Annotated in this window: 20 protein-coding genes; 7 read left to right on the forward strand and 13 right to left on the reverse strand. The window is 40.5% G+C overall.

Annotated elements, in window-relative coordinates; genetic code table 11:
• The first annotated feature begins 41 nt into the window (after positions 1 to 41).
• Positions 42 to 416: a hypothetical protein gene (locus tag CWB75_RS00740; protein ID WP_010389930.1), complete on the forward strand. Its 375-nt coding sequence runs from the start codon at positions 42 to 44 to the stop codon at positions 414 to 416.
• A 55-nt stretch (positions 417 to 471) separates the two neighbouring features.
• On the opposite strand, the gene CWB75_RS00745 is transcribed toward CWB75_RS00740, so the two are convergent.
• Both CWB75_RS00745 and CWB75_RS00750 read right to left on the reverse strand, forming a co-directional pair.
• Positions 472 to 1,302 (reverse strand): CvfB family protein, encoded by an 831-nt coding sequence (locus CWB75_RS00745; protein WP_010389931.1) that lies wholly within the window; start codon positions 1,300 to 1,302, stop codon positions 472 to 474.
• Positions 1,303 to 1,304: 2 nt separating this feature from the next.
• Entirely contained in the window at positions 1,305 to 2,627 is a 1,323-nt protein-coding gene (locus CWB75_RS00750; protein WP_010389932.1) for a DEAD/DEAH box helicase, read from the reverse strand.
• A gap of 204 nt (positions 2,628 to 2,831) precedes the next feature.
• On the opposite strand from CWB75_RS00750, the gene trhO reads away from it, so the two are divergent.
• On the forward strand, positions 2,832 to 3,839 hold the full coding sequence (trhO, locus tag CWB75_RS00755; protein WP_075169263.1) for an oxygen-dependent tRNA uridine(34) hydroxylase TrhO: 1,008 nt from the start codon (positions 2,832 to 2,834) through the stop codon (positions 3,837 to 3,839).
• Between the two features lie 127 nt (positions 3,840 to 3,966).
• Here the strand turns inward: trhO and CWB75_RS00760 are convergent, their stop codons facing one another.
• On the reverse strand, positions 3,967 to 4,395 hold the full coding sequence (locus tag CWB75_RS00760) for a hypothetical protein (protein WP_010389934.1): 429 nt from the start codon (positions 4,393 to 4,395) through the stop codon (positions 3,967 to 3,969).
• Positions 4,396 to 4,616: 221 nt separating this feature from the next.
• Here CWB75_RS00760 and CWB75_RS00765 point away from each other — a divergent pair, with 221 nt between their 5' ends.
• From CWB75_RS00765 to CWB75_RS00780, 4 genes are all read left to right on the forward strand, one after another.
• Complete coding sequence (locus CWB75_RS00765; RefSeq protein WP_502704776.1) at positions 4,617 to 5,633, forward strand: efflux RND transporter periplasmic adaptor subunit; 1,017 nt, start codon at positions 4,617 to 4,619, stop codon at positions 5,631 to 5,633.
• Between the two features lie 2 nt (positions 5,634 to 5,635).
• Entirely contained in the window at positions 5,636 to 8,719 is a 3,084-nt protein-coding gene (locus tag CWB75_RS00770; RefSeq protein WP_138569621.1) for an efflux RND transporter permease subunit, read from the forward strand.
• Between the two features lie 93 nt (positions 8,720 to 8,812).
• The gene (locus CWB75_RS00775; RefSeq protein WP_010389938.1) at positions 8,813 to 10,708 is read left to right on the forward strand and encodes a DUF294 nucleotidyltransferase-like domain-containing protein; all 1,896 of its coding nucleotides are present in this window, start codon (positions 8,813 to 8,815) and stop codon (positions 10,706 to 10,708) included.
• Positions 10,709 to 10,711: 3 nt separating this feature from the next.
• Positions 10,712 to 11,413: a 3'-5' exonuclease gene (locus CWB75_RS00780; RefSeq protein ID WP_109874671.1), complete on the forward strand. Its 702-nt coding sequence runs from the start codon at positions 10,712 to 10,714 to the stop codon at positions 11,411 to 11,413.
• 77 nt (positions 11,414 to 11,490) lie between these two features.
• Here CWB75_RS00780 and CWB75_RS00785 read toward each other — a convergent pair whose 3' ends face one another.
• From CWB75_RS00785 to pxpB, 4 genes are all read right to left on the reverse strand, one after another.
• On the reverse strand, positions 11,491 to 13,071 hold the full coding sequence (locus CWB75_RS00785; protein ID WP_010389940.1) for a BCCT family transporter: 1,581 nt from the start codon (positions 13,069 to 13,071) through the stop codon (positions 11,491 to 11,493).
• A gap of 777 nt (positions 13,072 to 13,848) precedes the next feature.
• The gene (gene asnB, locus CWB75_RS00790; RefSeq protein WP_138569622.1) at positions 13,849 to 15,516 is read right to left on the reverse strand and encodes an asparagine synthase B; all 1,668 of its coding nucleotides are present in this window, start codon (positions 15,514 to 15,516) and stop codon (positions 13,849 to 13,851) included.
• Between the two features lie 320 nt (positions 15,517 to 15,836).
• Positions 15,837 to 16,775, reverse strand: coding sequence for a 5-oxoprolinase subunit C family protein (locus CWB75_RS00795; protein WP_138569623.1), 939 nt, complete (start codon positions 16,773 to 16,775; stop codon positions 15,837 to 15,839).
• Positions 16,768 to 17,427 (reverse strand): 5-oxoprolinase subunit PxpB, encoded by a 660-nt coding sequence (pxpB, locus tag CWB75_RS00800; protein ID WP_138569624.1) that lies wholly within the window; start codon positions 17,425 to 17,427, stop codon positions 16,768 to 16,770. Before pxpB ends, CWB75_RS00795 begins: the two co-directional genes overlap by 8 nt.
• Before the next feature lie 178 nt (positions 17,428 to 17,605).
• Between pxpB and msrA the strand changes: the two genes are divergently transcribed.
• Entirely contained in the window at positions 17,606 to 18,913 is a 1,308-nt protein-coding gene (msrA, locus tag CWB75_RS00805; protein ID WP_138569625.1) for a peptide-methionine (S)-S-oxide reductase MsrA, read from the forward strand.
• A 650-nt stretch (positions 18,914 to 19,563) separates the two neighbouring features.
• Here the strand turns inward: msrA and CWB75_RS00810 are convergent.
• The 6 genes from CWB75_RS00810 to CWB75_RS00835 all read right to left on the reverse strand — a co-directional run bounded on the left by CWB75_RS00810 (position 19,564) and on the right by CWB75_RS00835 (position 25,751).
• The gene (locus tag CWB75_RS00810; RefSeq protein ID WP_010389946.1) at positions 19,564 to 20,442 is read right to left on the reverse strand and encodes a LysR family transcriptional regulator; all 879 of its coding nucleotides are present in this window, start codon (positions 20,440 to 20,442) and stop codon (positions 19,564 to 19,566) included.
• Between the two features lie 247 nt (positions 20,443 to 20,689).
• The gene (locus CWB75_RS00815; protein ID WP_008114705.1) at positions 20,690 to 21,346 is read right to left on the reverse strand and encodes a 3-oxoacid CoA-transferase subunit B; all 657 of its coding nucleotides are present in this window, start codon (positions 21,344 to 21,346) and stop codon (positions 20,690 to 20,692) included.
• A 15-nt stretch (positions 21,347 to 21,361) separates the two neighbouring features.
• On the reverse strand, positions 21,362 to 22,060 hold the full coding sequence (locus CWB75_RS00820) for a CoA transferase subunit A (protein ID WP_138569626.1): 699 nt from the start codon (positions 22,058 to 22,060) through the stop codon (positions 21,362 to 21,364).
• A 28-nt stretch (positions 22,061 to 22,088) separates the two neighbouring features.
• Positions 22,089 to 22,988: a hydroxymethylglutaryl-CoA lyase gene (locus CWB75_RS00825; protein WP_131691010.1), complete on the reverse strand. Its 900-nt coding sequence runs from the start codon at positions 22,986 to 22,988 to the stop codon at positions 22,089 to 22,091.
• A 1-nt stretch (position 22,989) separates the two neighbouring features.
• Positions 22,990 to 24,972: an acetyl/propionyl/methylcrotonyl-CoA carboxylase subunit alpha gene (locus CWB75_RS00830; protein WP_076919548.1), complete on the reverse strand. Its 1,983-nt coding sequence runs from the start codon at positions 24,970 to 24,972 to the stop codon at positions 22,990 to 22,992.
• A gap of 8 nt (positions 24,973 to 24,980) precedes the next feature.
• The gene (locus tag CWB75_RS00835) at positions 24,981 to 25,751 is read right to left on the reverse strand and encodes an enoyl-CoA hydratase/isomerase family protein (protein WP_010389950.1); all 771 of its coding nucleotides are present in this window, start codon (positions 25,749 to 25,751) and stop codon (positions 24,981 to 24,983) included.
• Positions 25,752 to 25,754 lie beyond the last annotated feature (3 nt).

A 25,754-nucleotide genomic window follows, 5' to 3' on the forward strand; every position in this document is an offset into this window, starting at 1 on the left:
TGTGCTACATTTAATTACGGCTATGCAGTGAGGAACTAACTTTGCGTTTAATAATGTTTGTAGTGGTAATTATCATTAGTGGCTTTGCTGTTAATAAATATGTTTTTTCAACTAAAATGTATGATGATGTTTCGAATGTTACTGATTTGGTATCTGATTACCCCGTTGATTTGTTTAAGTTTAAAAAAATCGCTCAAAATTATGCTCAGCATTTGTGCTATACAAATGAAGGTGTTTTAGCTGGACTTAATATAAGTAGCAAAGAGTGTGTTGATGTACACGATGAAATGCAGAATGAGTGTACAAAAAAAGTTTTTAGATTAGCGCCGTTAAATATGACGTCTAAGAAAGAATTAATTGAATATTCAAATCAATATTCACGTTGTACCTTACCTTACAAAAACATTAAGTTATAAATTTTAAATCCGAAAAAGCCACCTAAGTTTATACCTAGGTGGCTTTTTTATTGAATTATTTTAAACGAATAGACTTAGCTTCAATATCAATTAAGCCTTGTTTAAATAACCCACCAATGGCTTTTTTGTAGTTTGCTTTACTGGTCGAAAATACTTTTTTAATTAATTCAGGTTCAGACTTATCGCCTATGGCTAATATGCCACCTTCATCTTTTAGTTTTTCCATAATTTTTTCGCCAAGTTCACTGACTTTACCCATACCTGGCTTTTCAAGTATGACGTCAATTTTTCCGTCTTCACGTACTTTTTGAATAAACCCTTTGAGCTTTTGGCCAACAAATAGGTTTTTAAATACCATGTTGTAAAATACAACACCAAAATGAGATTCTTCAATAAGTACTTTGTAGCCGATATCGGTTTTACCTGCCACAATTAAATCAACTTCTTGCAAGTGGCTATATTGCGGCTCGTCTTTTGATAAAAAGCGATTAAAGTTGGTTGAAGCACAAATTCGTTGACTAGCATTATCAAGATATAAACGTACTAAATACGAGTAACCTTCTTGCATACGCGGTTTTTGTTCATTAAACGGTGCAAGCACGTCTTTTTCTAAACCCCAATCTAAAAAAGCACCAATGCTGTTTATTTCTTTAACGCGCAGTAGGGCATATTCACCGACTTGTGCGTGTGGTTTTTTAGTTGTTGCTGTTGGCAGGTTTGCGTTATCTAAAAAGGTAAAAACGCTGATGCTATCGCCAGCTTCAAGTTCATGTTTAATCTCGTGTTTAGGTAAAAATACTTCACCTAAGTCATGGCCATCTAAATAGGCACCTTCGTTACTGACTTCTTTTACAAATAGGGTTTGGGTAGTTCCAAGGTAACTCATAATTATTCCTGCTCAGGCTTTTTTTTACGACGCATCGGGGTATCACCATCAATGTTGAGTGGTGCTTTAATTGGGGCTGCTGGCTTTTTAGGTTTTGCTTTGCGTTTTTGCTGTGGTTTTTTGTCAGCCACTACTTTTTTAATCGGTTTAACTGGCGTCACTTTTTTCTCTTTGATGCCTTTAAATTTCGCTTTTAAACCATCAACCACCGCAAACGACAGTTCGTCATTTAAAAATGACTTAATTGCTAAGTAACTTGCCCAATCTTTAGGACCAACAAATGATAGCGCGTTGCCTTTAAAACCAGCTCGGCCTGTGCGACCAATACGGTGAACGTATTCTTCAGCGTGTTTTGGTAGATCAAAATTAATAACATGGGTAACACTGAGTAAATCTAAACCGCGAGATGCAACATCAGTAGTAATTAATATTTTAAAGTTCTCACGACTAAACGCATCCATAATATCTAGGCGCTTACTTTGAGTTAAATCCCCGGCTAGTGCGACAGACTTAAAGCCTTTACTATTTAATGCCTCGCTTAAGCGACTGGTATCAGCACGTGTAGCGGTGAATATAATACATTGCCCTACATTGTCTTGATTAAGAAAATGCTCAAGTAGCGCTTCTTTATGATCAAGATGATCGGCTAAATACAATGTTTGTTTAATATCACTGTGTTGCTCATTGGCTGCACTGAGCATAATTTGTTTTGGTTTTTTTAATAAATTACGCGAAAGGGCATCTACTTGAGCATGATCTAATGTCGCTGAAAACAATAGGGTCTGGCGTAATCGGTGATCTGCCAGTTCATTAATTAACTTAAGCTGGTCGGTGAAACCTAAATCCAAGATACGGTCAGCTTCATCAAATATAAGTAGCTCTAAGCCACTTAACTGTAAAGAGCGTTGCTTTAAGTGATCGGCTAAGCGCCCTGGTGTAGCAACCACAAAATGTGGGTCGTTGCGCAGTGCTTTAATTTGGTCGTTAAAGTTTTCACCACCGAGAATTTTAACTGCCTTGATATTGGTACCGGCAATAAGTAATCGTAGTTGGGTGAACACTTGGGTTGCAAGCTCACGAGTTGGAGCAACAATAAGTACACGAGGATCACGTTTACTGAGTGCTTTTTGTTTCATTACTCGCTGCACTGCAGGTAATAAAAACGCTAAAGTTTTGCCTGACCCAGTTTTTGACTGAGCGAAAATGTCATGTCCAGCGAGTGCCGTTGGCACAGCATGAGCTTGAATATCGGTAGGCTGGGTGATCCCTTGGTGCGCTAATTGTGTTTCTAGGCGAGTATCAATCCCAAGATCAGTAAAGTGCAATGTATATTTCTCCAATATGAGCAAGTCTTGTAAATTTATCCGCGCATTATAGCCCACTGAGCCACTACGCTAACAGTAAAAAGCGCATTATCATCCATTTTTTTGCATTTAAATAAAAAAAGCGTAAAATACGCGCCCCATATGCGCCGGATTTACGATTCGGTAAACGCCCCTTGCGGGGTTTAAAGGCAAAATAGGAAAACCATGACTGCTATCCATAAAGATAATGTAACCAGCGATCACTTTGTTGTGTGCGCACTGTATAAATTTGTTTCTTTACCTGATTTTGAAGCACTTCGCCAACCTTTACTTAATGTAATGGAGCAAAACGACGTGCGTGGTACTTTGTTAATTGCCGCAGAAGGAATTAACGGTACTGTTTCAGCAAAACGTGAAGGCATAGATAACTTACTGGCGTGGTTAGACACCCAGCCTAATTTAGACAATATTGTTACTAAAGAATCATATGATGACGAATGCCCGTTTTACCGCACTAAAGTAAAACTTAAAAAAGAAATCGTGACTATGGGTGTTGAGGGCGTTGACCCATTAAAAGTAGTGGGCAGTTATGTTAAGCCAAATGAATGGAACGCCCTTATTTCTGATCCAGAGGTTATCCTTGTTGATACCCGAAATGATTATGAAATTGAAATTGGTACGTTTCAAAACGCGGTCGATCCAAACACGAAGACGTTCCGCGAATTTCCGCAGTGGGCCAAAGAAAATCTCGACCCAGAAAAGCATAAAAAAGTAGCTATGTTTTGTACAGGTGGTATTCGCTGTGAAAAATCAACAGCTTATATGAAAGAGCAGGGCTTTGATGAGGTATACCACCTTGAAGGCGGCATATTAAAATATCTAGAAGAAGTACCAAAAGAAGAAACCATGTGGGAAGGCGAGTGTTTTGTATTTGATAACCGTGTCGCGGTAAATCATGACTTACAAAAAGGCTCATATGATCAGTGTCACGCATGTCGGATGCCTATCACAGAAGAAGAAAAACAAAAGCCTGAATACATGGAAGGGGTGTCGTGTCATCATTGTATTGATGATGTAACCGACGAGCAGCGCGCTCGTTTTGCTGAGCGTCAAAAGCAAATAGAATTGGCACAAGCACGCGGTGAAGGCCACATTGGTAACGAAGCACAAGCTGCTTTACAGCAACGTAAAGAAGCAAAAAAAGCGCAAAAAGACGCACAACGAAATAAATAATACCACGCGTTTATTTATTCATTAAAAAACCTCAGTAAATACTGAGGTTTTTTATTTAAAAGTAATTTATAAATAGCGAGCTAAATTGCTTAGCAGCTTAAAGGTTTGATACTCACTTTGAGCTTAATCAACGAATACAATAACTTTTATCTATCGGCGTAAGTGTAATTTTATTAGCTGAATTTACAAGAACACATTCTGTGTTTTTATCGAGTTTTTTCTTTTGAATAACCGTAAATTCACCTTCATCAGCAGCGTATAAGTTATACTGATAAGCCGTATTACCTCCCTCAAATAATGCAGTAAATAACCCTCCAACTAAACCGCCGACAATAGCGCCACCAATCATTTCTTCGCTGTTGCCATCTAAGCTGTCAACAAAGCCAAAACCCGCTCCCGCAGCTATGCCTGTTCCAACTTCTGAGGAAAGTGTTACTTTTTGCTCTGACTCAACAGATGCATAATAGCGTTTAATTAATTGATTTTGACTAGTACGATCAACTCCTTGTGATGCACAGCCACTAAGTAGTAAAACTAAAATTATGCTTTTATTCATAAATACTCGTTTGTATATTCACTCTAATGACCAAAGCATAGTGTTTAATACGCACAAAATATGTGGTGATTTTGTAGGCTGGTGTAAGAATGTGTAGTAAATACGTGGGTGTTTAATTTCAGCGTGTTGTTTTGCTAATTTGTCGTACTAAGCTATTTATTGATCATAGAGGTGTTAAACTGCGTAACATAATGGAAATAATAATTAATTAGGGTGATCCTTTGAAGTCGCAAAATCTTTTAATGGGCATAACGGCCTTATTTTTATCGGTTAGTTTGCCAGTAACTGGTGCTAGCGTGGTCGTTGAAAATATCGCTATGGAACAAGCCCAACAGCAAGTTCAGGCTGTTGGTAATGCTGAAGCTATCCATTCTGTTATTTTATATCCTGCCGTAGGTGATAAAGTAGCAGCGGTTCATTTTAAACCTGGCGACAAGGTTAAAGAAGGTGATATTTTACTTGAGCTAGATTCACGTAGGCAAAAAGCGGCCCTTGAAGAGGCTAAAATAAAATTAGCAGATAGTCAGCGAACTTTAAAACGTTTAAAACAAAGCCAAGCTAAAGGAGCTGTTCCGCAAAGTGATGTAGATGATGCAAAAACCATCGTGGAGCTTGCAAAAGTTACTCTCACTCAAGCCGAAACTGAATTAGAAGACCGCCAAGTCCGTGCCCCTTTTAATGGCACTATGGGGCTGACTGACATTGAAGTGGGTGACAGAATCACAACACAAACAATGATTGCTAGCATCGATGATACCCGCCAGTTATACATTAATTTTAACGCGCCTGAATCAGCGATTGCGATGCTCAGAAATAATGCTAGTGTACGCGTGTTCCCATGGCAATCGCAAGCGCCTGTTGAGGCAGAAATAGTTTATTTAGACTCACGTATAGACCCACAAACTCGTACCTTAAGAGTCAAAGCAAAGTTAAATAACAAAGATCAACAATTCTTACCGGGTATGAGTTTTCGAGTACATATAGAAGTATTAGGTCAACGCTTTGCCGCTATTCCTGAAGCAGCACTACTGTGGGGCGCAACGGGTCCATATGTGTGGACGAGTGTCGATAACAAAGCTACCCGGGTTGATGTGAAAATAGAGCAACGCTTGGCAGGGCGCTTACTCGTATCAGGGGCATTACAGCCAAACGATACGTTAGTTGTTGAAGGCGTTCAGCGCTTGCGAGCCAATCAAGAATTAAGCTTTACTGCACCTATCGCTAGTACGCAGGAGTAGCCATGAAACAGCAACCTATGATGCAAGACTTGCCGTCTATGGCAATTCGCCGCCCTGTACTTATTGTGGTGCTTAATTTATTAATAATTATTGCCGGTATCGCCGCTATAGCTGGCGTAGAAGTGCGAGAGCTTCCTGATGTAGATAGGCCGCGTATTACGGTATCAGCTTCGTTTCCAGGTGGTTCCCCGGAAACCGTTGACACTGAAGTCACCAGCAAACTTGAAGGTGCTGTTGCCCGTGTGAGTGGAGTTAAATCTATTCGTGCACAAAGTGAAGAAGGCAGCTCACGTATTGTGGTTGAATTTAGACCTGGTGTTAACCTGGATGATGCCGCTAATGAAACGCGCGAGTCAGTTTCGCGAGTGCAAAGAGAGCTCCCAGAAGAGGTTGAGCGTGTATCTATTATAAAAGCCGATAATGATGCTGAGGCGGTCGTATCACTCACCGTATCAAGTGAGAGTTTATCGTTAGAGGCATTAACCGAGCGAGTTGATGTTGACTTAGCACCACAGTTTTTAACTATTCCCGGTGTTGCTGATGTGCGCTTAAACGGTGATAGAGAACGAGTGCTTAGAGTACGTATAGATCCGCTTAAGCTCAGTAGCTTTAATTTAACTATTCCCGATGTTGCTGACGTTCTCAGGCAAGCTCCCTTTGATGTGCCTGCAGGAAGTTTAAAATCAAACGATCAGCAAATCATTGTGCGTGCTGATGCTACCTCGGTCACACCAGATCAAGTCGGTGATATTATCATTCGTGGTGATACCCGTATTAGCGATATCGCCGCGGTATATTTTGGCCCGGCAGATCCACGCTCTATGGTTAGGCTCAATGGTAAACCCGTTATTGGTATGGAAATTATCCGCCAAGCGCAATCTAACACCATAGAAATATCAGATGAAGTTCTAAAGCTTATAGAGGGAATGCGTGAACGCTTTCCTCAGATGGAATTTACCTTAACATCAGATGATGCGCAGTTTATTAGAAGTTCAGTGGATGAAGTTATTAACTCATTAGTGCTGACAGTGCTGCTAGTTATCATCACTTTATGGGTGTTTATTGGTTCTTGGCGCGCAACCTTAGTGCCCGCATTTGCCATTCCGGTTGCTTTGATTGGCTCGTTAGCACTGATATGGGCACTGGGTTTTTCCATTAATATTTTAACCTTACTCGCATTGGTACTTGCTACAGGTTTAATCGTTGATGATGCGATTGTAGTGAGTGAAAACATTCAACGCCAACGTGGATTAGGGCTAGGCAGGCGTGCCGCAGCGGTTGTTGGCACCCGTGAAGTATTTTTTGCCGTTATAGCCACCACGGCAGTGTTAGCAGCTGTGTTTGTTCCCATCGCTTTTTTACCCTCTACAGCAGGGCGTTTATTCAGAGAGTTTGGCGGTGTTCTTGCCGGTGCTGTGATCATATCAAGCTTTGTTGCGTTATCGTTAGTGCCGGCACTTACCTCTAAGCTAAAGCTTAAGCAAGGCGGTTTTCATCCATTTGCTAAGCTTGGTAACGTACTTGCTAATTTATATACCAAAACAATTCATAAAGTACTCGATCATGCGTGGCTTACCTTTATTGCTTGTTTATTAGTGGCTGGTGGTTCAGGTGCGTTGTATATGAGCTTAGATAACGAGTTACTACCAACAGAAGATCGCGGTAAAATTAGAATATTTGCTCGTGGTCCAGATGGCGTAGGCTTAAACTTTATGGACAGGCAAGCCATTAAAATGGAAGACACTTTGCTGCCTTTCGTCGAAAGCGGTGAAATTGAATCTATTTACACGGTTGTTGGTCAGTGGGATCCTAATATTGTGTTCATTACTGTGCCTTTAAAGCACTGGGATGAACGTAGCTTTAGTCAACAAGAAATCATCAATAAAATCCGTCAGCCTTTAATGAATATTCCTGGAGCACCCGCATACGCAGGGGGGGCTAATAGTTTAAACTTACGTGGCCAAGGTGGCGGAATCGAAATTGCTTTGCTGGGGCAAGATTACCTTGAAATATTTAAAGCTGCACAGCAGCTTTCAGCAGATCTTGAAAAAGCAGTACCTGAAGTTGCACCGGTTCGCGTATCGTATCAGCCATCGCAACCACAACTTCGCGTCAATATAGACAGACGACGCGCAGAAGAACTCGGTGTATCGTTAAGTGATATAGCCATTACCCTAAGAGCTGCTATTAATGGCGACGATATAGCCGATTTAAATATTGGCGATCAGTCAATACCAATTATGTTACAGGCTCAAAATCAAACCATTAATGACCCCAGTGATTTAGCAAATTTATATGTAAGCGCCCGCGATAATCAATTAGTACCGCTCAGTAGTGTCGCTAATATTACAGAGGAAGGCGTAGCTGCAGAGCTTGAGCGCCATGCTCAGCGACGTGCCATAGAATTAAGCATGGAATTACCCGAAGGTTTAACTATTGCCACACTGGTAGAGCAAATAAAACAAGTGTCTGAGCAATCATTACCAGCAGGTATTACCCTAGCGTTTAAAGGGGAAGCTCTGACATTTGAAGAGACCTCAAACGAAGTATTGATGACCTATGTATTGGCATTTTTAATTGTATTTTTAGTATTGGCAGCACAATTTGAAAACGTTAACAGCGCCATTGTGGTGATGATTACTGTGCCATTTGGTATTACATCCGCTATTTTAGCACTGTATTTAACCGGCACATCACTCAATATTTATTCGCAAATTGGTCTGGTAATGCTTATTGGTTTAATCGCTAAAAACGCAATTTTATTGGTCGAGTTTGCTGATCAATTAAGAGATAACGGGCTTAGTGTTCGAAAAGCGGTTGAACAAGCTGCACTGGTACGCCTACGACCCATTACCATGACCTTAATTTCTACTTTATTGGGTGCATTACCGCTTATTATGTCAACAGGTGCGGGTGCTGAGGCGCGCAATGCGATTGGCTGGGTGGTGTTTGGTGGACTAGCATTAGCGGTATTGTTTACGCTTTATTTAACACCGGTGATTTATTTAGGACTTGCACGTTTTACCAGCCCTCGCGGCGATGAGTCAAAACAATTAGCGCAGGAGTTAGAGCAAGTAGATAATTAATCGCTAACTATTTACGTAAATTGGCTATTTTTCTTTGAAAAAATAGCCAATTAGGCTCACAATTCAACTAGATTCACGCCACAAGGATTCCCTATGCAGGCCGAGCAAGTTGAAATAGCCCAATTTTTAGTTGAACATCCCCCATTTGATACGCTTCCTACTGAGGCATTGAACGAATTAGCAATGCAAATAGAGGTTGCTTACTTTCGTGCCGAAACTGATATCCTGCATTTAGGGCAAGATATTAGTGACTTGTATATTATTCGTAGTGGCTCAGTTGAGATTTCACGTCGTAATGGTGAACTCTATAACCGCTTAGCTACAGGCGGTATTTTTGGCCAAATGGGTTTATTGATGAACCGCAAAGTGCGGTTTCCAGCTCGTGCACTTGAAGATACCTTAACGTATTGTATTAATGTTAATACCTTCAACGAATACTGTGATAAATACGAAACCTTTGCTGACTTTTTCGAAGTGGATGGCAACGTACGCTTGCACCAAGCAATAGTAGAGCAAGCCGACAGCAATGATTTAACCACCGCAAAAGTTAAATCATTATTACATCGCGATGTAGTCACTGTTACTACACAAACCCCCATACAAGACGTCGCGTTTTTGATGACACAAGAATCGGTCTCTTCAGTACTTGTTACTGATATAGAAAAACAAATAAGCGACGATCCAGAAGAAGACGACGGTCAAGTCGTTGGAATTATAACCGACAGAGACATTCGCACTAAAGTGGTCGCCCAAGGGTTAACATATGATACACCCGCCAAAGAAGTAATGACATCAAGCTTAGTACTACTTGATAGCAACGCCTATGTGTTTGAAGCCGTTTTAGCCATGCTAAGAGATAACTTACATCACTTGCCTGTGGTACATAAAAAGCGACCAATAGGGGTGATATCTCTATCTGATATTTTACGCTATGAATCACAAAGTAGCTTATTGTTAGTACGCGGTATTTTAGCTCAGCAATCGGTTGATGACTTAGTTCATTACGCCCGCCAGTTACCTAATGTGTTTGTGCGTATGGTAAACGAAGATGCTAATTCGCATATGATAGGGACCGCTATGGCAGTAATAGGACGTACCTTTAAACAGCGCCTATTAGCCCTAGCAGAAGAAAAATTTGGCGAGCCGCCCATTCCTTATTGTTTTATTGCGCTGGGCTCAATGGCACGTGATGAGCAGTTAATTGTAACCGATCAAGATAATGCACTGATTTTAGATAATAGCTTCGATGAGGCATTGCACGATGAGTATTTTCAAAACTTATCAGACTTTGTGTGTGATGGCTTGGCTAAGTGTGGCTATACCTATTGTGATGGTGAAATTATGGCCTCGTTTAAAAAATGGCGTATGACCCGCGAACAATGGCAAGAAAAATTTGCTAGCTGGATGGCCGAGCCCAAACCGCAAGCACTGCTCAATAGCTCGATATTTTTTGACTTAGATGGTGTGTGGGGTAAGTTAAAGTGGGCCGATGAGCTTAAAACGCTGGTGGCAAAAGAAAGCAAAGTAAATAAACGCTTTTTAGCTAACCTTGCTGCTAATGCTCGCAATCGAACGCCACCATTGGGATTTTTTAACGGCTTTGTACTTGAGCACAATGGCCAACATAAGCGCTCAATGAACTTAAAACGTCGTGGTACAGCGCCGCTATCTGATGTGGTTCGCGTTCATGCATTAGCGGTCGGTTCACGTAAACAAAATTCGTTTGAGCGCTTAGAGGATATTATCGAGGCTAACTTATTACCCAAAGGCAAAGCACAAGATTTGCGTGATGCATTTGAATATATTGCCACTGTACGTATTCGCCATCAGGCATGGCAGATAGAGCAGGGGGAAGCGCCCGATAATGATTTAGACCCGCATTTACTCTCACCATTTGAGCAAAGTAATTTAAAAGAAGCTTTTGCGATTTTAGAAAAAGCGCAAAGCTTTTTAAAGTTTAGTTATTCTGCTCATTCAGGTGTGAAATAAGTTATGGCTAAATCACCGTTAGATTGGCCACGTCGTTACGAGCAGCTTTTACATAGTGCGCAAAACTCGTTGCTTAAGGAGTTTTATAAGCAGGCATTTACCAATCAGACTGCTCCACTTAAAGATGTACCTTTTGTGGCGCTAGATTTTGAAACAACAGGTCTGGACGCTAATACCGATGATATTGTTAGTGTGGGGTTAGTGCCTTTCAATGTTAATCGTATTTACTGTAAAGAGAGCCGCCATTGGGTAGTACAACCACGACGAGATTTGAGTGAAGAGTCGATTGTTATCCATGGTATTACCCACTCAGAAGTGGACGAAGCTCCCGACCTCAATCGAATTTTAGCCCCACTTCTTGATGCACTTAAAGGGAAAGTGGTGGTGGTGCATTATGCCGCCATTGAGCGCCACTTTTTTTATAATGCGCTGCTCACACGTATAAAAGAAGGGATTGAATTTGCTCTAGTTGACACTATGGAAATTGAAAGGCGAGCGCTTAGAGCGCGTCAAGGGCTACTAGGTAGGCTATTTAATACAAAACTAGGCTCATTACGGTTAAGTGATACAAGGGAGCGTTATTCCTTGCCATTGTATCAAAACCATAATGCACTGACTGACGCTTTAGCCACCGCAGAATTACTGCAAGCTCAGCTGAGTTATCATTATCGGTTAGATACACCACTAAGTGAAATTTGGCTTTAGCGAAACGTTATAAAATATTATAGGAAAAATAGAGTAAAAAAAACGCCGCAATTAGCGGCGTTTTTTAATGTAGGGTGTTATTTAACTGGGCGAGGCTCAGTTCGTAAACCTAAAATTAAGCTTACACACATTAATAGTAAAACAATGGTAAACGGTAGACCGGTTGAAATAGCCCCAGCTTGTAGTGCTTCAATCGCTTGAGTACCACCAATCCAAAGTAATGCAGCAGCAATTGCGCCCTCAACAGTAGCCCAAAAAATACGCTGTGGTACCGGTGCATCAATTTTGCCACCTGCTGTGATTGAATCAATTACAAGTGATCCTGAATCAGAAGAAGTAATAAAGAATACCAGTACTAATACAATAGCAATGAAAGAAAGCACACTCGCCATTGGCATTTCATCAAGCATTTGGAACATCGCCATAGGGACACTTGTTAGACCGTCAGTCCCAAGAGCACCAATACCATTAACTACTTGGTCAATTGCGATGCCACCATAGATAGACATCCACAGGATAGTAACCGCTGTTGGAATAAGTAATACCGCGGTTAAAAATTCACGGATTGTGCGACCACGCGAAACACGCGCAATAAACATACCTACAAACGGTGACCATGAAATCCACCAAGCCCAGTAGAATACTGTCCAACCATGCATCCATGTTTCATCTTCACGGCCATGTGGGTTACTCAATGGAATAATGTTCTCTACATACCCCATTACCGTGTTAGGGATATTACCCATAGAGACCGCAAAACCAACTAAACATACAAATACTAGTAATACTAAAGCAATGAGCATATTTACGTTACTAAGTAATTTAACGCCGCCATCAATGCCTCTAATAACAGAGACGACTGCTAGTAACGTAACACCTGTAATAACCAGAATTTGTGAACCTACGCCACCTTCAAAACCAAATACATGATTAATACCGGCAGAAGCTTGTTGTGCACCTAGCCCAAGTGACGTTGCTAAACCAAATAAGGTTGCTAATACAGCTAAAATATCAATTATGTGACCAGGCCACCCCCACGCTTTATCACCTAAAATTGGGTAAAAAATCGAACGAATAGAAAGCGGTAAGCCTTTATTGTAAGTAAAAAATGCTAACGAAAGCGCAACTACAGCATAAATTGCCCAAGGGTGAAGACCCCAATGGAACATAGTTGCACCCATTGCCATTTTCGCGGCTTCTGGTGTGTTAGCTGTTACATTGAGCGGCGTTTCATACCAACCAGTGTAGTATGCAACTGGTTCAGCAACACCCCAGAACATTAAGCCAATACCCATACCTGCAGCAAATAACATTGCCAGCCAAGAAATACGAGAATGCGATGGTTTAGCATCGTCACCGCCTAAGCGGATATTGCCATATGGTGAAAAAATTAAAACTAAACAAAAAATAACAAAGAAGTTGGCAGCCCACATAAATAAGCCGTCAAAATTATTAATAATATCGGTTTTGATACCATTTAGTGTTGTTTTAGCTACTTCGGCATCTGACACTAGTACGGCGATTAAAAAAAGTGCTATTAACCCTGCACTGATCCCGAATACAGGGTTATGTATATCAAATCCCCACTTTTGTACGTTGTCTTGACCTACGGTGTAGTCCGTATTATCAATACTGTACTTGTCATGATTCTCGCTCATGCAATACCTCATTGGTTAATGAAACAGGTTGGCTTAATGCCAGTTTTTTTATAGTTCACTGTATTCGTCTTATTAGATTTATAACTAAAGCTAATAACACGAATAGTTAGAAGACTAACTAATTTAATTGCCCATCATACCTTTACTAATAGGGGAATTAAATATTAAATGCAAAAGATTTAACACTTTGGCAAAACTTTAAGCTACTTTTGTCTTTTTATTGTACATATCTGGCAGCTGAACAAATGATAACTAATGTGTCAGCTAATTATTTTATAGTCGTATATAGCATTGAATGCAAAGCTAAGTGAATGAATATTCGGCTTAATCAGACAAGTAAATAACTAAAAAACGCTATTGAATACGTAAAAACTAACTCAGCGTTTTAAAATCACTATTAATTTATTAAATGATTTTTTAATGACATTTTAACTATGTTTTTATGATTTGGGGTAATGAGCTAGATAGCTATTTTTCATGAGGTTAATGAAAAAGCGAGATTAAAATAGTTTTTATAAAAAGCGACTAAATCTTACTGTTTAAACTAAATTGGTCAAAGGTTTATCTCACCTTTGAGATTTAATTTATAAAAATGGCAAAGAAACGCTGCGCTTGTAAAGAAGTGACAAACAACAGTGATTAAACATAAATGATTAAATTGAATGGTTTTGATTTCTCATTCACTTCTTTTAGTGGAATAAAATTTTCAAGAAATTATTAACAAAGACAGCGAAGAAAAGCTGCAGTTTTTAACCTGCAGCGTAGATAGGGGGGTAACTATTTTTTATATGCTTCATTGTGGACGCCTGCGGCGCGTCCAGATGGATCCGCATTGTTTTGAAATGATGCATCCCACGCCAGTGCTTCGGGGGTTGAACATGCTACTGATTTACCATGTGGTACACAGTTAGCAGAGGCATCGCCCGGGAAGTGCGATTCAAAAATACGGCGGTAAAAATACGCTTCTTTTGAATCTGGCGTGTTAATTGGGTATTTAAATTTAGCATTCGCTAGTTCTTGATCCGTTACTTGCTCATTCACATACTCTTTTAAAGTATCAATCCAGCTGTAGCCAACACCATCAGAGAATTGTTCTTTTTGACGCCATAACACTTCGTCTGGTAGGTAGCCATCGAAGCCAGCACGCAAAATATGTTTTTCAATTTTTCCGTCTTTACACATTTTAGCTTCTGGGTTGATGCGCATGGCCACATCAACGAACTCTTTATCTAAAAATGGCACGCGTGCTTCAACACCCCAGGCAGCCATTGATTTATTAGCACGTAAACAATCAAACATATGCAGTTTTGATACTTTACGGTTTAGCTCTTCATGAAACTCTTGTGCATTGGGTGCTTTATGAAAATATAAATAACCACCAAATAATTCATCGGCTCCTTCACCTGAAAGCACCATTTTAATGCCCATAGCTTTGATTTGGCGTGCCATTAAGTACATAGGGGTTGAGGCACGAATAGTAGTTACATCATAGGTTTCAATGTGATAAATCACTTCTTTAAGAGCATCAATACCTTGTTGAATAGTAAAAATAATAGGGTGGTGAATAGTGCCTATCATATCAGCCACTTTTTGCGCTGCAGCTAAATCGGGTGAGCCTTCTAAACCCACTGAAAACGAATGCAGTTTAGGCCACCAAGCATCACTTTCATCGTTGTCTTCAATACGTTTTGCGGCAAAATGTTGAGTAATAGCTGAAATAACCGACGAATCTAATCCACCAGATAGTAATACACCGTAGGGTACGTCACACATTAGTTGGCGTTTTACCGCGGCTTCTAGAGCATCTTTTACATTTTCTGCCTTGGCATCGTTGTTCTTAACTGCGTCGTAGCTTTGCCAATCACGTTGGTAGTAAGGTGTTAATTTACCGTCTTTGCTGTAAAGGTAATGCCCCGGTGGGAACTCCTCAATATGTTTACAAATAGGTGAAAGCGCTTTTAGCTCTGATGCTACATAAAAGTTGCCATGCTCGTCGTGGCCTGTATACAGCGGAATAATACCAATGTGGTCGCGACCAATTAGGTAAGCGTCTTGCTCTTCATCATATAAACAAAAGGCAAAAATACCATTTAAGTCATCTAAAAATGCAGGCCCTTTTTGTTTATACAGGGCTAAAATAACTTCACAATCTGACTGGGTTTGAAAATCAAACTCGACTTCTAAATTAGCGGCAAGCTCTTTGTGGTTATAAATTTCGCCATTTACCGCTAAAATATGCGTTTTTTCTGGGTTGTATAATGGTTGCGCACCGCTTGATACGCCAACTATTGCTAAGCGTTCGTGCACTAAAATTGCTTTGTCTGATGAATACACCCCTGACCAATCAGGCCCGCGGTGGCGAAGCAGTTTGGACATTTCGATTGCCTGAGCGCGTAACTGGCTGGGATCCGATTTAATATTGAGTACGCCGAATATTGAACACATAATTTTTCCTCATTCCTATTAAGTGCCTACGATAGCGAGTTTGCTAAAGACTAACCTTGTTTTATCAGAAATAAATACCTAAGTCACATGGCTTTTTTAAAATAATAAGAATAATTTATGCACCAAATAAATTGGCGCTGCACCAATGTGGTGATATTGGCAAGGAGATTAAAATGCAATGTGCAATTTTTAATTTAAAATTACATTAAAGTTAAATTAAATTTCAACAATTAGTTTGCCTTGCACCAAGAAAGTGCAAAGCGAAAACTAAATAAATAGCGGTTGACTTACTCAGTGAGTGAGCGTGAGTGCACTATTAATTAATCCCAGTAGCGGCTTAAACTCAGCTTAAGTTGTGCTAGGTGAGCATCGAGCTTATTTTTTGCAGCATTTGCTTGCTCAAGTGATACAAATTCAAAGGTGATTGGATCGGCAGTTCTAAATTGTGCAAACTGATGTAAGTCGGCTTCTATCACATGCGCTATTAAAGGATAACCCCCCGTTGTTTGCCCGTCATTTAATAACACTATAGGATTGCCATCAGGTGGAAGCTGTATGCTCCCAGGTGCTACGGCTACAGAGGGCAATGAAAGTTTATGTTGCATAATATCAGCATTTTTATGATCTAAGCGCACCCCCATACGATTACTATTTGGATTAATAGTAAATGCGGTATCACAAAAAGCATTAATGCACTCGGGTGTTAGTAGCTCATAATGAGGACCAACATGTAAACGGATAATATTACGTTTAGGTGGGGTAAGGGCGCCCTTATTACTTAACCAAGGTTTAGTATAAGGACTTATGGCTAGCACGTCGCCGCTTTGCAGTGCACGGCCATTAAAGCCTCCAATGGCTGCCCCTAAATCGGTAGATTTAGAACCCATAACCTCTGGGCATTCAATACCGCCTTTTACTGCAATATAAGCACGGGAGCCACCACGGCCAGTTGCAAATTTAAGTGTTTGCATTGCTTTTATTGGGTAACTCCAGCCTGGATAAAGTGGGTGTCCATCAAGGGTTGCTTTGAGGTCGGCTCCATGAAGGGCAATAACGGTATCACACTGAAATTGCAGTTCGCATAAACCCACGGTTAATTCCAGCACGGTAGCGTTGTCGGTGTTATTTAATAAACGGTTCGCAATAATGTGTGCATAGGTATCAAGGCTGCCTGAGCGGCTTACCCCTAAATGTCGAAAACCCACACGGCCTAAATCTTGGATTGTTAGTTGAATACCGCTCTTGATTACTTTAATCATTGCTTACTCCTTTTACAGGCACAAACTCTATGGTATCGCCAGGTTTAAATAAGCAAGGATTAGCCGCTTTAGAATCAAATAAGCAGGCATCAGTGTGAGCTATAATATGCCAACCACCTGGCGAATCTTCAGGGTAAATACCTGTTTGGTCTGCTCCAATGGCAATTGCGCCTTTAGGTACACTCACTCGCGGATTATCGCGCCTTGGGGTAAATAACCGTGAGTTGAGCCCATGTAAATAAGGAAAACCGGGAACAAAGCCTAAAAATAGAACGTGATATAACTCTTTACTATGTAAGTTAATCACTTCATCAATTGTGAGTTGATGATAGTTAGCTACATAATCTAAATCTTCACCTTGGTAGTAGGTATTAATTTGGTGGTGCTGGCTATCAAACGGGTAATCATCTACTTCCTCCCATAACTTAGCTAAGGTGTTGTACCATTTATTAAGCATTTCTGAGGACTTTAAATACAAAGTTAACGAGTTCATAGCTGGTACCAAATCGATAAATTCATTGCTGTTTTTACAGTGTTGGGCGAGTGCCCAAAGCTTTTTTTGCGTTGCAAGTATGTGTGGTTCGCTGTAGTGAGAAACATCAAAAAGCAGGCTAGAGTTCGTTAAAATTTTTATACTAGGAATCATGCTCATATCGATAACTCATTAATATTAATTACATTTAAGCTATCACAGTCGTTGTACTATTACGATATTAATAGACAAGCTCGGATCGAATAAACTCCCTCATTCGTAAAGTTTTGTTGTGTGTGAAATTAATTGTTGAGTTTACAGGTCTGCTTAAAAGTAACTAAAACTAAGAGGTAATCGTATGTTTAAGGGGTTAATATTAGCTACATTTGCTATGTTGGGATTACTAAGTACGATGAGCGCTATCTCGTCAGATGAGGTAACTAAATCCAGTGATTTAAATGCCACCATGCATGTAGAAAAGCTAGTGCTTGGCTCGGGTTGTTTTTGGGGGGCAGAAAAACGCTATGAAGCACTTAATGGGGTACTCGATGCAGAGTCGGGCTATGCCGATGGGCATGGGTTTAAACCAACCTACAGGAATATAACTAAGCTATCGCGTCGCTTTGATGAAGATAACTACGCTGAAGTGGTGCAGGTTACATTTAATAGCAATATTATTTCGGCAAAAGAGCTGCTGCAAAATTATTACGAAAGCCACGATCCGACTCAAAAAAACCGCCAAGGTAATGATGTAGGCACACAATATCGCTCTATTATTTTAACTACAAGTGACGAGCAAGCAAACACCGCGATTGCTGTAACACAGCAATACCAGCAGTTACTCACCAAAGCAGGTTATGGAACAATAGCTACACAAATTAAGCCACTAGAGCAATTTTATTCTGCTGAAGAATATCACCAAAATTACCTTGAAAAAAATCCAAACGGTTATTGCCCAGATCATTCAACCGGCGTTGTTTTTAGTCAAGATGAAAAGCAGCAGGTTGATAACACTGCATTGTCCACTGGCAAACAAATTGTTATTTTAGACTCTCGCGATTACTGCCCTTACTGTGAAAAATTTAAAGCGGCGGTAGCTAATGACTATAAAGGCACAATACCAATGACATTTCGTCATGCTGATCAGCTAAATGGCTTAACCATCAAATCGGCTACCTGGGCTACACCCACCATACTATTTTTAGAAGATGGAGTAGAAGTGTATTCTCGCCAAGGTTATATGGATGCCGAGCTGTTTTATAAAGCGCTAGGTGCATTTAAACTCGGTGACAGTGAAGCTTATAAAGTAGCGTTTAACGCTAAAACCGACAGCCCGTATTGCAAAGAGTACGCTATTTTTAAAAACACCCCCGATGGCATTTTTATCGATAAACTCAGTGGTGAACCCTTGTTTGATACCCGTGACAGATTTAATTCGGGTACTGGCTGGTTGTCGTTTACACACCCTGTAAAAGACAGCGTAACGCAGCATGAAGATAACAGTTGGGGCATGCAACGTATTGAGCTTAAATCTAAAAGTACCGGGATTCATTTAGGGCATTTATTCCCGGGTGAAGGGCCAAATGGTCAAGATAGATATTGTATTAATGCTACTGTATTAGAATTTGTTGCTCGCGATGAAATAAACAGATCAGATGATGTTTAAGCTAATTAGCAAATAGGCAAATTTTAAGCAAAAAAAAGCAGCGATACTTAAAAAAGGTCGCTGCATTTCAATTGACAACATCTTCACACACAATAAAGATTCGGGGGGTTGTATTAGTAATAACTAATGCTGAATTATTGTTGCTGATGTGAATGTAAATAAAAACAACTCAAGCTCAGTCACCACCGAACTTGAGTTGCTTTTTACACTGACAACATCTTCACACACAATAAAGATTCTTATATTTATTGGCGGGTGTAAGCGTAAAATAAAAACAACCCAAGCTAAGTCACCACCGAACTTGAGCTGTTTTTTACACTGACAACATCTTCACACACAATAAAGATTCTTTTTTACTAGCTTGTTGTTACAAACTAATTAAATTTGGTTTCAGTAACGCGTTTTATTATTTTTGGTCGTTGCTGATTTGTTGAGTTAACTTTAGAGCTTTTACTCAATTTCGACAAGCGATAAAAACAAAACTAATAAGTGAAAAAAACTAATCTATAAACTCAGTCAACAAGCAGTTGCTCAAGTGGTTGATAATGCTGGTTATATTTTATTTTTTGAGGTTTACGTGAGACACGAAAAAAATATTTTAAAAAGGTCGTAAATAATAAAACGCCCATAAAAGGGCGTTTAATTAATAGTCACTTTGTTTGTCTGAAGGTGTTAATTACCCACTTGGCAAACAAGTCGAGCGGGTGGTTTGCTGTACTAGAGCCGTGTTGTACCAAGTAGTATTTATCTTTGGTGGTAAGGGGTTGTTCAAACAGTTTATAGAGCCATTGCTCATCCAGCCAGCTTTGGCTAATTGGTAGAGGAATAAGTGCAATCCCCATTCCTTGCTGCGCCGCCCTTGCTACACCAAACATACTATCTATTTGAATAATTTGTGTTGGTGAAAAGTCATCAATCCCAACTTTTTCTGCCCACTGATGCCAAGCCCAAGGCCTTGCTTTATGCACAATAAGGGGTACTTGGTTAAGTGCCTGACAATGATCGTTTTGCCATTGTTCAAGCAGTTTTTTATTACACGCTGGAATATATTCTAAATTAAATAACTCGGTAGCCAGTCCATCAAGTGGTTTACTTGAAGATAAAATTATTGATAAATCACTCTGGCGGGTTAATTCCTTTCGAGTTTTAAGGGTATCCATGTGTAAATTAATATTAGGGTGCTCGCTGGTCCATTCACTGAGCTTAGGCATTAACAATTCACTGGCAAAAAATTCGGGCAGGGTAATGGTTAAGTTTACATTTTGTTGTAACTGACTAAATTCATTAATGGTGCTCTCTAGCATATTTATAATTGGATAAATTGCTTCAAAAAAGTTTTTACCTGCAGGCGTTAAACTAATAGAGCGAGTTTGTCTTTGAAATAAATCAATGCCTAGCTGCTCTTCTAGCTGTTTAATTTGGTGGCTTACAGCCGAGGGCGTTAAGTAAAGCTCTTTAGCAGCATGTTTAAAACTTAAGCTTTTTGCGGCAAAACAAAAAGAGCGAAGGCCGCGAATAGGTGTTTGCATGGTATCCAGTATAAAGTTATTTCAATCGCCTAGTAATAGGCAATAATTAAACCAAAAATAAAAACTAACTATATCAGCAATTTATTTATTTTATTAGGTCGAATTCACCTAAGTGGTGCGTTAAATTGTCACTATAGTGCAAAAACTAAAATATAGACAAAAAAAATCCCTCTTACGAGGGATTTTGGGTAACTCAGCGCCATTGGCACTGGGAATGAGGTCGGTACAGAGTGAAATTATGAGTGGTTTAAAACACCATCTCAGGAATATCACCATTAACAAGCAATTTACCTGCCGTTTTGCTAATAATTTCATCAACTGATACGCCTGGTGCGCGTTCTAGTAAATGAAATGCGCCGTCTTTTACTTCTAGAACGGCTAAATCAGTAACTATTTTTTTAACACAGTTAACGCCCGTTAGCGGTAACGTACAGCTTTCTAATAACTTAGAGTCGCCGTGTTTACTGGCATGGGTCATGGTAACAATAATGTTTTTTGCACCTGCGACTAAATCCATCGCTCCGCCCATGCCTTTAATTAATTTTTTAGGGATCATCCATGAGGCTATAGAACCGTTTTGGTCTACCTCAAACGCGCCCAGAACGGTTAAGTCTACATGACCACCCCGTATCATGGCAAAACTATCTGCACTATTAAATATAGCTGCACCGGTAGCTGCCGTCACGGTTTCTTTACCCGCGTTGATCATATCCGCATCAACAGTGGCTTTAGTAGGGTATTCGCCCATGCCTAAAAGACCATTTTCGGACTGTAGCATAACTTCTATGCCATCGGGTACATAGTTTGCGACGAGTGTCGGAATACCAATGCCCAAATTAACATAAAACCCATCTTGTAACTCTTGAGCTACGCGCATTGCGACTTGTTCACGTGATAATGCCATTGTTAGTGCTCCTGCTTAATCTCGTGTGGTAACACGTTCAATGCGTTTTTCAAAGTTACCTTTTATAACGCGGTTAACAAAAATTCCTGGCGTATGTATTTGGCTTGGCTCAAGTTCGCCTGGTTCAACAATTTCCTCTACTTCTGCAACGGTAATTTTACCCGCAGTAGCCGCCATTGGATTGAAGTTCATGGCTGTATGACGAAATACTAAGTTGCCGTAGCGATCCGCTTTCCATGCTTTTACAATAGCGAATTCACCGGTAATTGATTCTTCTAAAATATATGGACGACCATTAAACTCTTTTACTTCTTTACTCTCAGCAACCGGTGTGCCATAACCTGTGGCTGTGTAAAAAGCAGGTATTCCTGCACCACCAGCACGCATTTTTTCAGCAAGAGTACCTTGTGGCGTAAGTTCTACATCAATCTCGCCACTGAGTAGCTGCTGTTCAAACAAGGCATTTTCGCCAACGTATGAGGCGACCACTTTTTTAATTTGCTTGTCGTGCAGTAACAGCCCTAAACCAAAGTCATCAACACCACAGTTATTGGAAACAACGGTTAATTCTTTAGTTTGCATTTTTTTAATTTGGGCAATTAGACCCTCAGGGATACCACATAAGCCAAAACCACCGGCTATTATTGTATCGCCGTCTTTTAAACCTTCCATTGCAGCTTCATAACTAGAAACTACTTTATCAAAACCGGCCATGAGTGACTCCTCATTCTGTGCTATTTAATTATTGTGCGTGTAATGCTGCAGAAACCTTGCTAGCAGGTTGTTTGTTCAGTGCACTCGTAATTTGCCAACCTGCCTCAGCAAGCCTTTGTAAATCAATTCCATGCTCAATGCCAAGTCCTTGCAGTAAGTATACAACATCTTCGGTGGCAACATTTCCTGACGCGCCTTTGGCATATGGGCAGCCACCAAGGCCGGCAACAGCACTGTCAACCGTTGCTATACCAAGGTTTAGAGCAGCGTAAATATTTGTGAGCGCTTGCCCGTATGTGTCATGAAAATGTACAGCAAGTTTAGATTTATCAATATGTTTAAGTAGCAATGTAAGTAGCTCTATTACTTTAGCGGGTGTGCCAACACCTATGGTGTCACCTAGGCTAATTTCATAACATCCCATTTTTAAGAGTTTAGCAGCAACAGCCAGTACAGTATGAGGGTCAACATCTCCCTCATACGGGCAACCTAACACACAACTTACATAACCGCGCACGCGAATGTTATGCGCCTTTGCAAAAGCCATAACTTCACTAAAACGCGCCAAACTTTGCTCAATAGAGCAGTTAATATTTTTTTGGCAAAATGCTTCGCTCGCTGCGGTAAATATTGCAAATTCTTTAATACCTACAGCATGAGCTGCCTCTGCCCCTTTTAAATTAGGGGTAAGGGCACTGAGATTAACCTCAGGTAAATTAAGTGCGCTTATTACTTCACTAGAGTCTGCCATTTGTGGCACCCATTTAGGTGAGACAAACGCACCAGCTTCTATGTCTTTTATGCCTGCAGCGGCGAGTGCGTTAATAAGCGTTATTTTATCAGCAGTTTCTACAGCGGCTTCATTTTGAAGTCCATCTCTGGCGCCCACTTCAACAATGCGCACTGCTTTAGGTAATAATGAACTCATATTAAGCGGGTTCCTCTGCAGTTGTGTCTTCGACTATGGCCAGTAAAGCGCCATGGCTTACCAGTTCACCCTCAGCAAAACAGTAACTTTTTAATACGCCATCATGTGGGGCATTAAGCGTGTATTCCATTTTCATTGCTTCAATTATAACCACTGCATCGCCTTTAGTAATAGTGCTTCCCACCTCTAACAAGTGTTTAACTACAGTACCATTAAGTGGCGCAGCAAGGGGTAATGCCTCATTTTCATGTGAGCTTATGAAATGTTTATCAACACATTCAAACTTAGTTTGCAGTGCTTGGTTCATTACAGTAATGGCATTATCAACGTGGCTAACATGCGCAGTGTGTTTAGCGCCATTAATCGATACGTTGCAGTAGCCATTAGTTAACTCACCTTGCACTTCAAAGGTGTTGTCATTAATGGTCATGCTATAGCCCTGCGCGGTTTTTATTGCGTTTAAGGGGGTATCGCTAAATGGAATGTTAACTTGTTGCGGCGCATTTAAACTAAACCCATGTAATTGTTGCCATGGATTTGCACTACTTGTATTACTACCAAGTGATGCTAAATACGCAAAACCTGCAATTAAGCGGCTAGTTTGTAATAAAGACGGGTCAATAGTAACTAACGCTTCACCTTGCTCTGCAATAAAGTGGGTGCTTGGAGCACCTTGTTTAAAGCGTGGATGAATCGCTAAATTATATAAAAAGCTGATATTAGTGCTAAATCCGGCTAAATGAAATTGTGTTAATGCTTGTTGTAAACGGGAAAGTGCTTGGTCGCGGTTATCATCATGAACAATCAGTTTGGCAATCATTGGATCGTAATACGGGCTTATTTCATCACCTTGGGCAATACCAGTATCAATACGAACATATTCACTGTTAGCGGGCGTATATAGTGCCTCAATAGTGCCAGAGCACGGAATAAAGTCATTACTTGGATCTTCAGCGTAAATACGTGCTTCAAAGCTGTGGCCTTGTAGCTGAATATCTGCTTGCGCTAAAGGTAACGCTAAACCACTGGCTACATTAATTTGCCAATTAACTAAATCAACGCCGGTGACCATTTCACTCACTGGGTGCTCTACTTGCAAGCGAGTATTCATTTCCATGAAAAAGAACTCATCACCACAGAGTAAAAATTCCACAGTGCCAGCGCCTCGGTAGTCAATTGCTAGGGCACATCTTACCGCGGCTTCGCCCATTTCTTTTCGCAATGAGTCTGATAAACCGGGGGCAGGCGCTTCTTCAATCACTTTTTGATGCCGACGCTGCAATGAACAATCACGATCACCTAAATACACACAGTTGCCATAGTTATCAGCAAATACTTGCACTTCAACATGGCGTGGTTGGTCAACATAACGCTCAAGCAAAACCAGATCATTACCAAAACCGGCAGTAGCTTCACGTTTAGCACCTTCTAATGCGCTTATAAACTCACTGGCTTTTGAAACTATACGCATGCCCTTACCACCGCCACCAAAGGCCGCTTTGATAAGCACAGGGTAGCCAATTTTTTCAGCCTCAGCTTGTAAAAAGCTAGGGTCTTGTTTATCGCCATAATAACCTGGCACCAAAGGAACATTAGCGGCTGCCATAATTTCTTTTGCACGGGTTTTAGAGCCCATAGCTTCTATGCTACTTGCTGGTGGCCCAATAAAGGCAATGTTATTGGCTTCACAAACATTAGCAAATTCGCTGTTTTCAGATAAAAATCCATAACCAGGATGAATGCAATCGGCGCCACTCATTTTGGCAACGTTAAGTATTTTATCTGCAACTAGGTATGAGTCTTTACTCGGCGCTGCACCAATATGGTAGGCTTCATCCGCCATTTTCACATGTTGAGCGTTTTTATCTGCATCTGAATAAACCGCAACCGTGGTCAAGCCCATTTGCTTTGCTGTTCGCATAATACGACAAGCAATCTCTCCGCGATTAGCAATCAGAATTTTTTGTAAGTGTACTGTGTTCATAATGCGTCCTAGAGTTGCCATTGGGGAGGGCGTTTTTCAAAAAAGGCAGTTAGACCTTCTTGACCTTCGTCTGATACACGAATTTTGGCTATACGTTCTGCAGTGAGCGCAATTATTTCGTTATCGATTTCTTTGTTTGCCACATCATTAATTAGCGCTTTAGCTGCTTTAACCGCTACCGGGCCATTATCTATCAGCGTTTGTAATAGGTTATCCAGTGCACAGTCTAAATTCCCTGTAATTTGGTGAACTAGCCCCAGCTGTTTAGCCGTATGCGCATCAAATACTTCAGCCGTTAAAAAGTAACGACGAGCAGCGCGTTCACCAATAGCTTTTATTACATAAGGGCTTATAACAGCAGGAATTAAACCTAATTTAACTTCACTTAAACAAAATTGGGCGTCGTCTTTACTGAGCGCAATATCACAGCAAGCAATTAAGCCCAATGCGCCACCAAATGCTGCGCCTTGTACCGCACAAATAGTAGGGTGTGGGCTTTGTGCTAATACTTGCATTAGCTTAGCCAGCTGCATCGAATCGGCCAAATTATCGTTATAGTTGTTATCTGCCATCGATTTCATCCAGGCTAAATCGGCACCGGCTGAAAAGTGTTTACCTTCAGTTTTTAATACAAGGGCACGAATATCGAGCGTATTAGCATGTTCAATACATTGAATAAGCTCATGGATAACGTCGCTATTAAAGGCATTGCGTTTTTCTGGGCGACTTAAAACAAGTACAGCCACATTAGATTTTGTTATTTGTAGTGTTACTGACATTTT

The organism is Pseudoalteromonas sp. S1608 (assembly GCF_005887265.1).
In the GTDB taxonomy this organism is placed as follows: Bacteria; Pseudomonadota; Gammaproteobacteria; order Enterobacterales; family Alteromonadaceae; genus Pseudoalteromonas; species Pseudoalteromonas undina.

Coding starts and splice junctions, on each gene's coding strand:
- CWB75_RS00745 (WP_010389931.1), bottom strand. CDS start 1,302: ATGAGTTACCTTGGAACTACCCAAACCCTATTTGTAAAAGAAGTCAGT.
- trhO (WP_075169263.1), top strand. CDS start 2,832: ATGACTGCTATCCATAAAGATAATGTAACCAGCGATCACTTTGTTGTG.
- CWB75_RS00760 (WP_010389934.1), bottom strand. CDS start 4,395: ATGAATAAAAGCATAATTTTAGTTTTACTACTTAGTGGCTGTGCATCA.
- CWB75_RS00770 (WP_138569621.1), top strand. CDS start 5,636: ATGAAACAGCAACCTATGATGCAAGACTTGCCGTCTATGGCAATTCGC.
- CWB75_RS00775 (WP_010389938.1), top strand. CDS start 8,813: ATGCAGGCCGAGCAAGTTGAAATAGCCCAATTTTTAGTTGAACATCCC.
- CWB75_RS00780 (WP_109874671.1), top strand. CDS start 10,712: ATGGCTAAATCACCGTTAGATTGGCCACGTCGTTACGAGCAGCTTTTA.
- CWB75_RS00785 (WP_010389940.1), bottom strand. CDS start 13,071: ATGAGCGAGAATCATGACAAGTACAGTATTGATAATACGGACTACACC.
- asnB (WP_138569622.1), bottom strand. CDS start 15,516: ATGTGTTCAATATTCGGCGTACTCAATATTAAATCGGATCCCAGCCAG.
- CWB75_RS00795 (WP_138569623.1), bottom strand. CDS start 16,775: ATGATTAAAGTAATCAAGAGCGGTATTCAACTAACAATCCAAGATTTA.
- pxpB (WP_138569624.1), bottom strand. CDS start 17,427: ATGAGCATGATTCCTAGTATAAAAATTTTAACGAACTCTAGCCTGCTT.
- msrA (WP_138569625.1), top strand. CDS start 17,606: ATGTTTAAGGGGTTAATATTAGCTACATTTGCTATGTTGGGATTACTA.
- CWB75_RS00810 (WP_010389946.1), bottom strand. CDS start 20,442: ATGCAAACACCTATTCGCGGCCTTCGCTCTTTTTGTTTTGCCGCAAAA.
- CWB75_RS00815 (WP_008114705.1), bottom strand. CDS start 21,346: ATGGCATTATCACGTGAACAAGTCGCAATGCGCGTAGCTCAAGAGTTA.
- CWB75_RS00820 (WP_138569626.1), bottom strand. CDS start 22,060: ATGGCCGGTTTTGATAAAGTAGTTTCTAGTTATGAAGCTGCAATGGAA.
- CWB75_RS00825 (WP_131691010.1), bottom strand. CDS start 22,988: ATGAGTTCATTATTACCTAAAGCAGTGCGCATTGTTGAAGTGGGCGCC.
- CWB75_RS00830 (WP_076919548.1), bottom strand. CDS start 24,972: ATGAACACAGTACACTTACAAAAAATTCTGATTGCTAATCGCGGAGAG.
- CWB75_RS00835 (WP_010389950.1), bottom strand. CDS start 25,751: ATGTCAGTAACACTACAAATAACAAAATCTAATGTGGCTGTACTTGTT.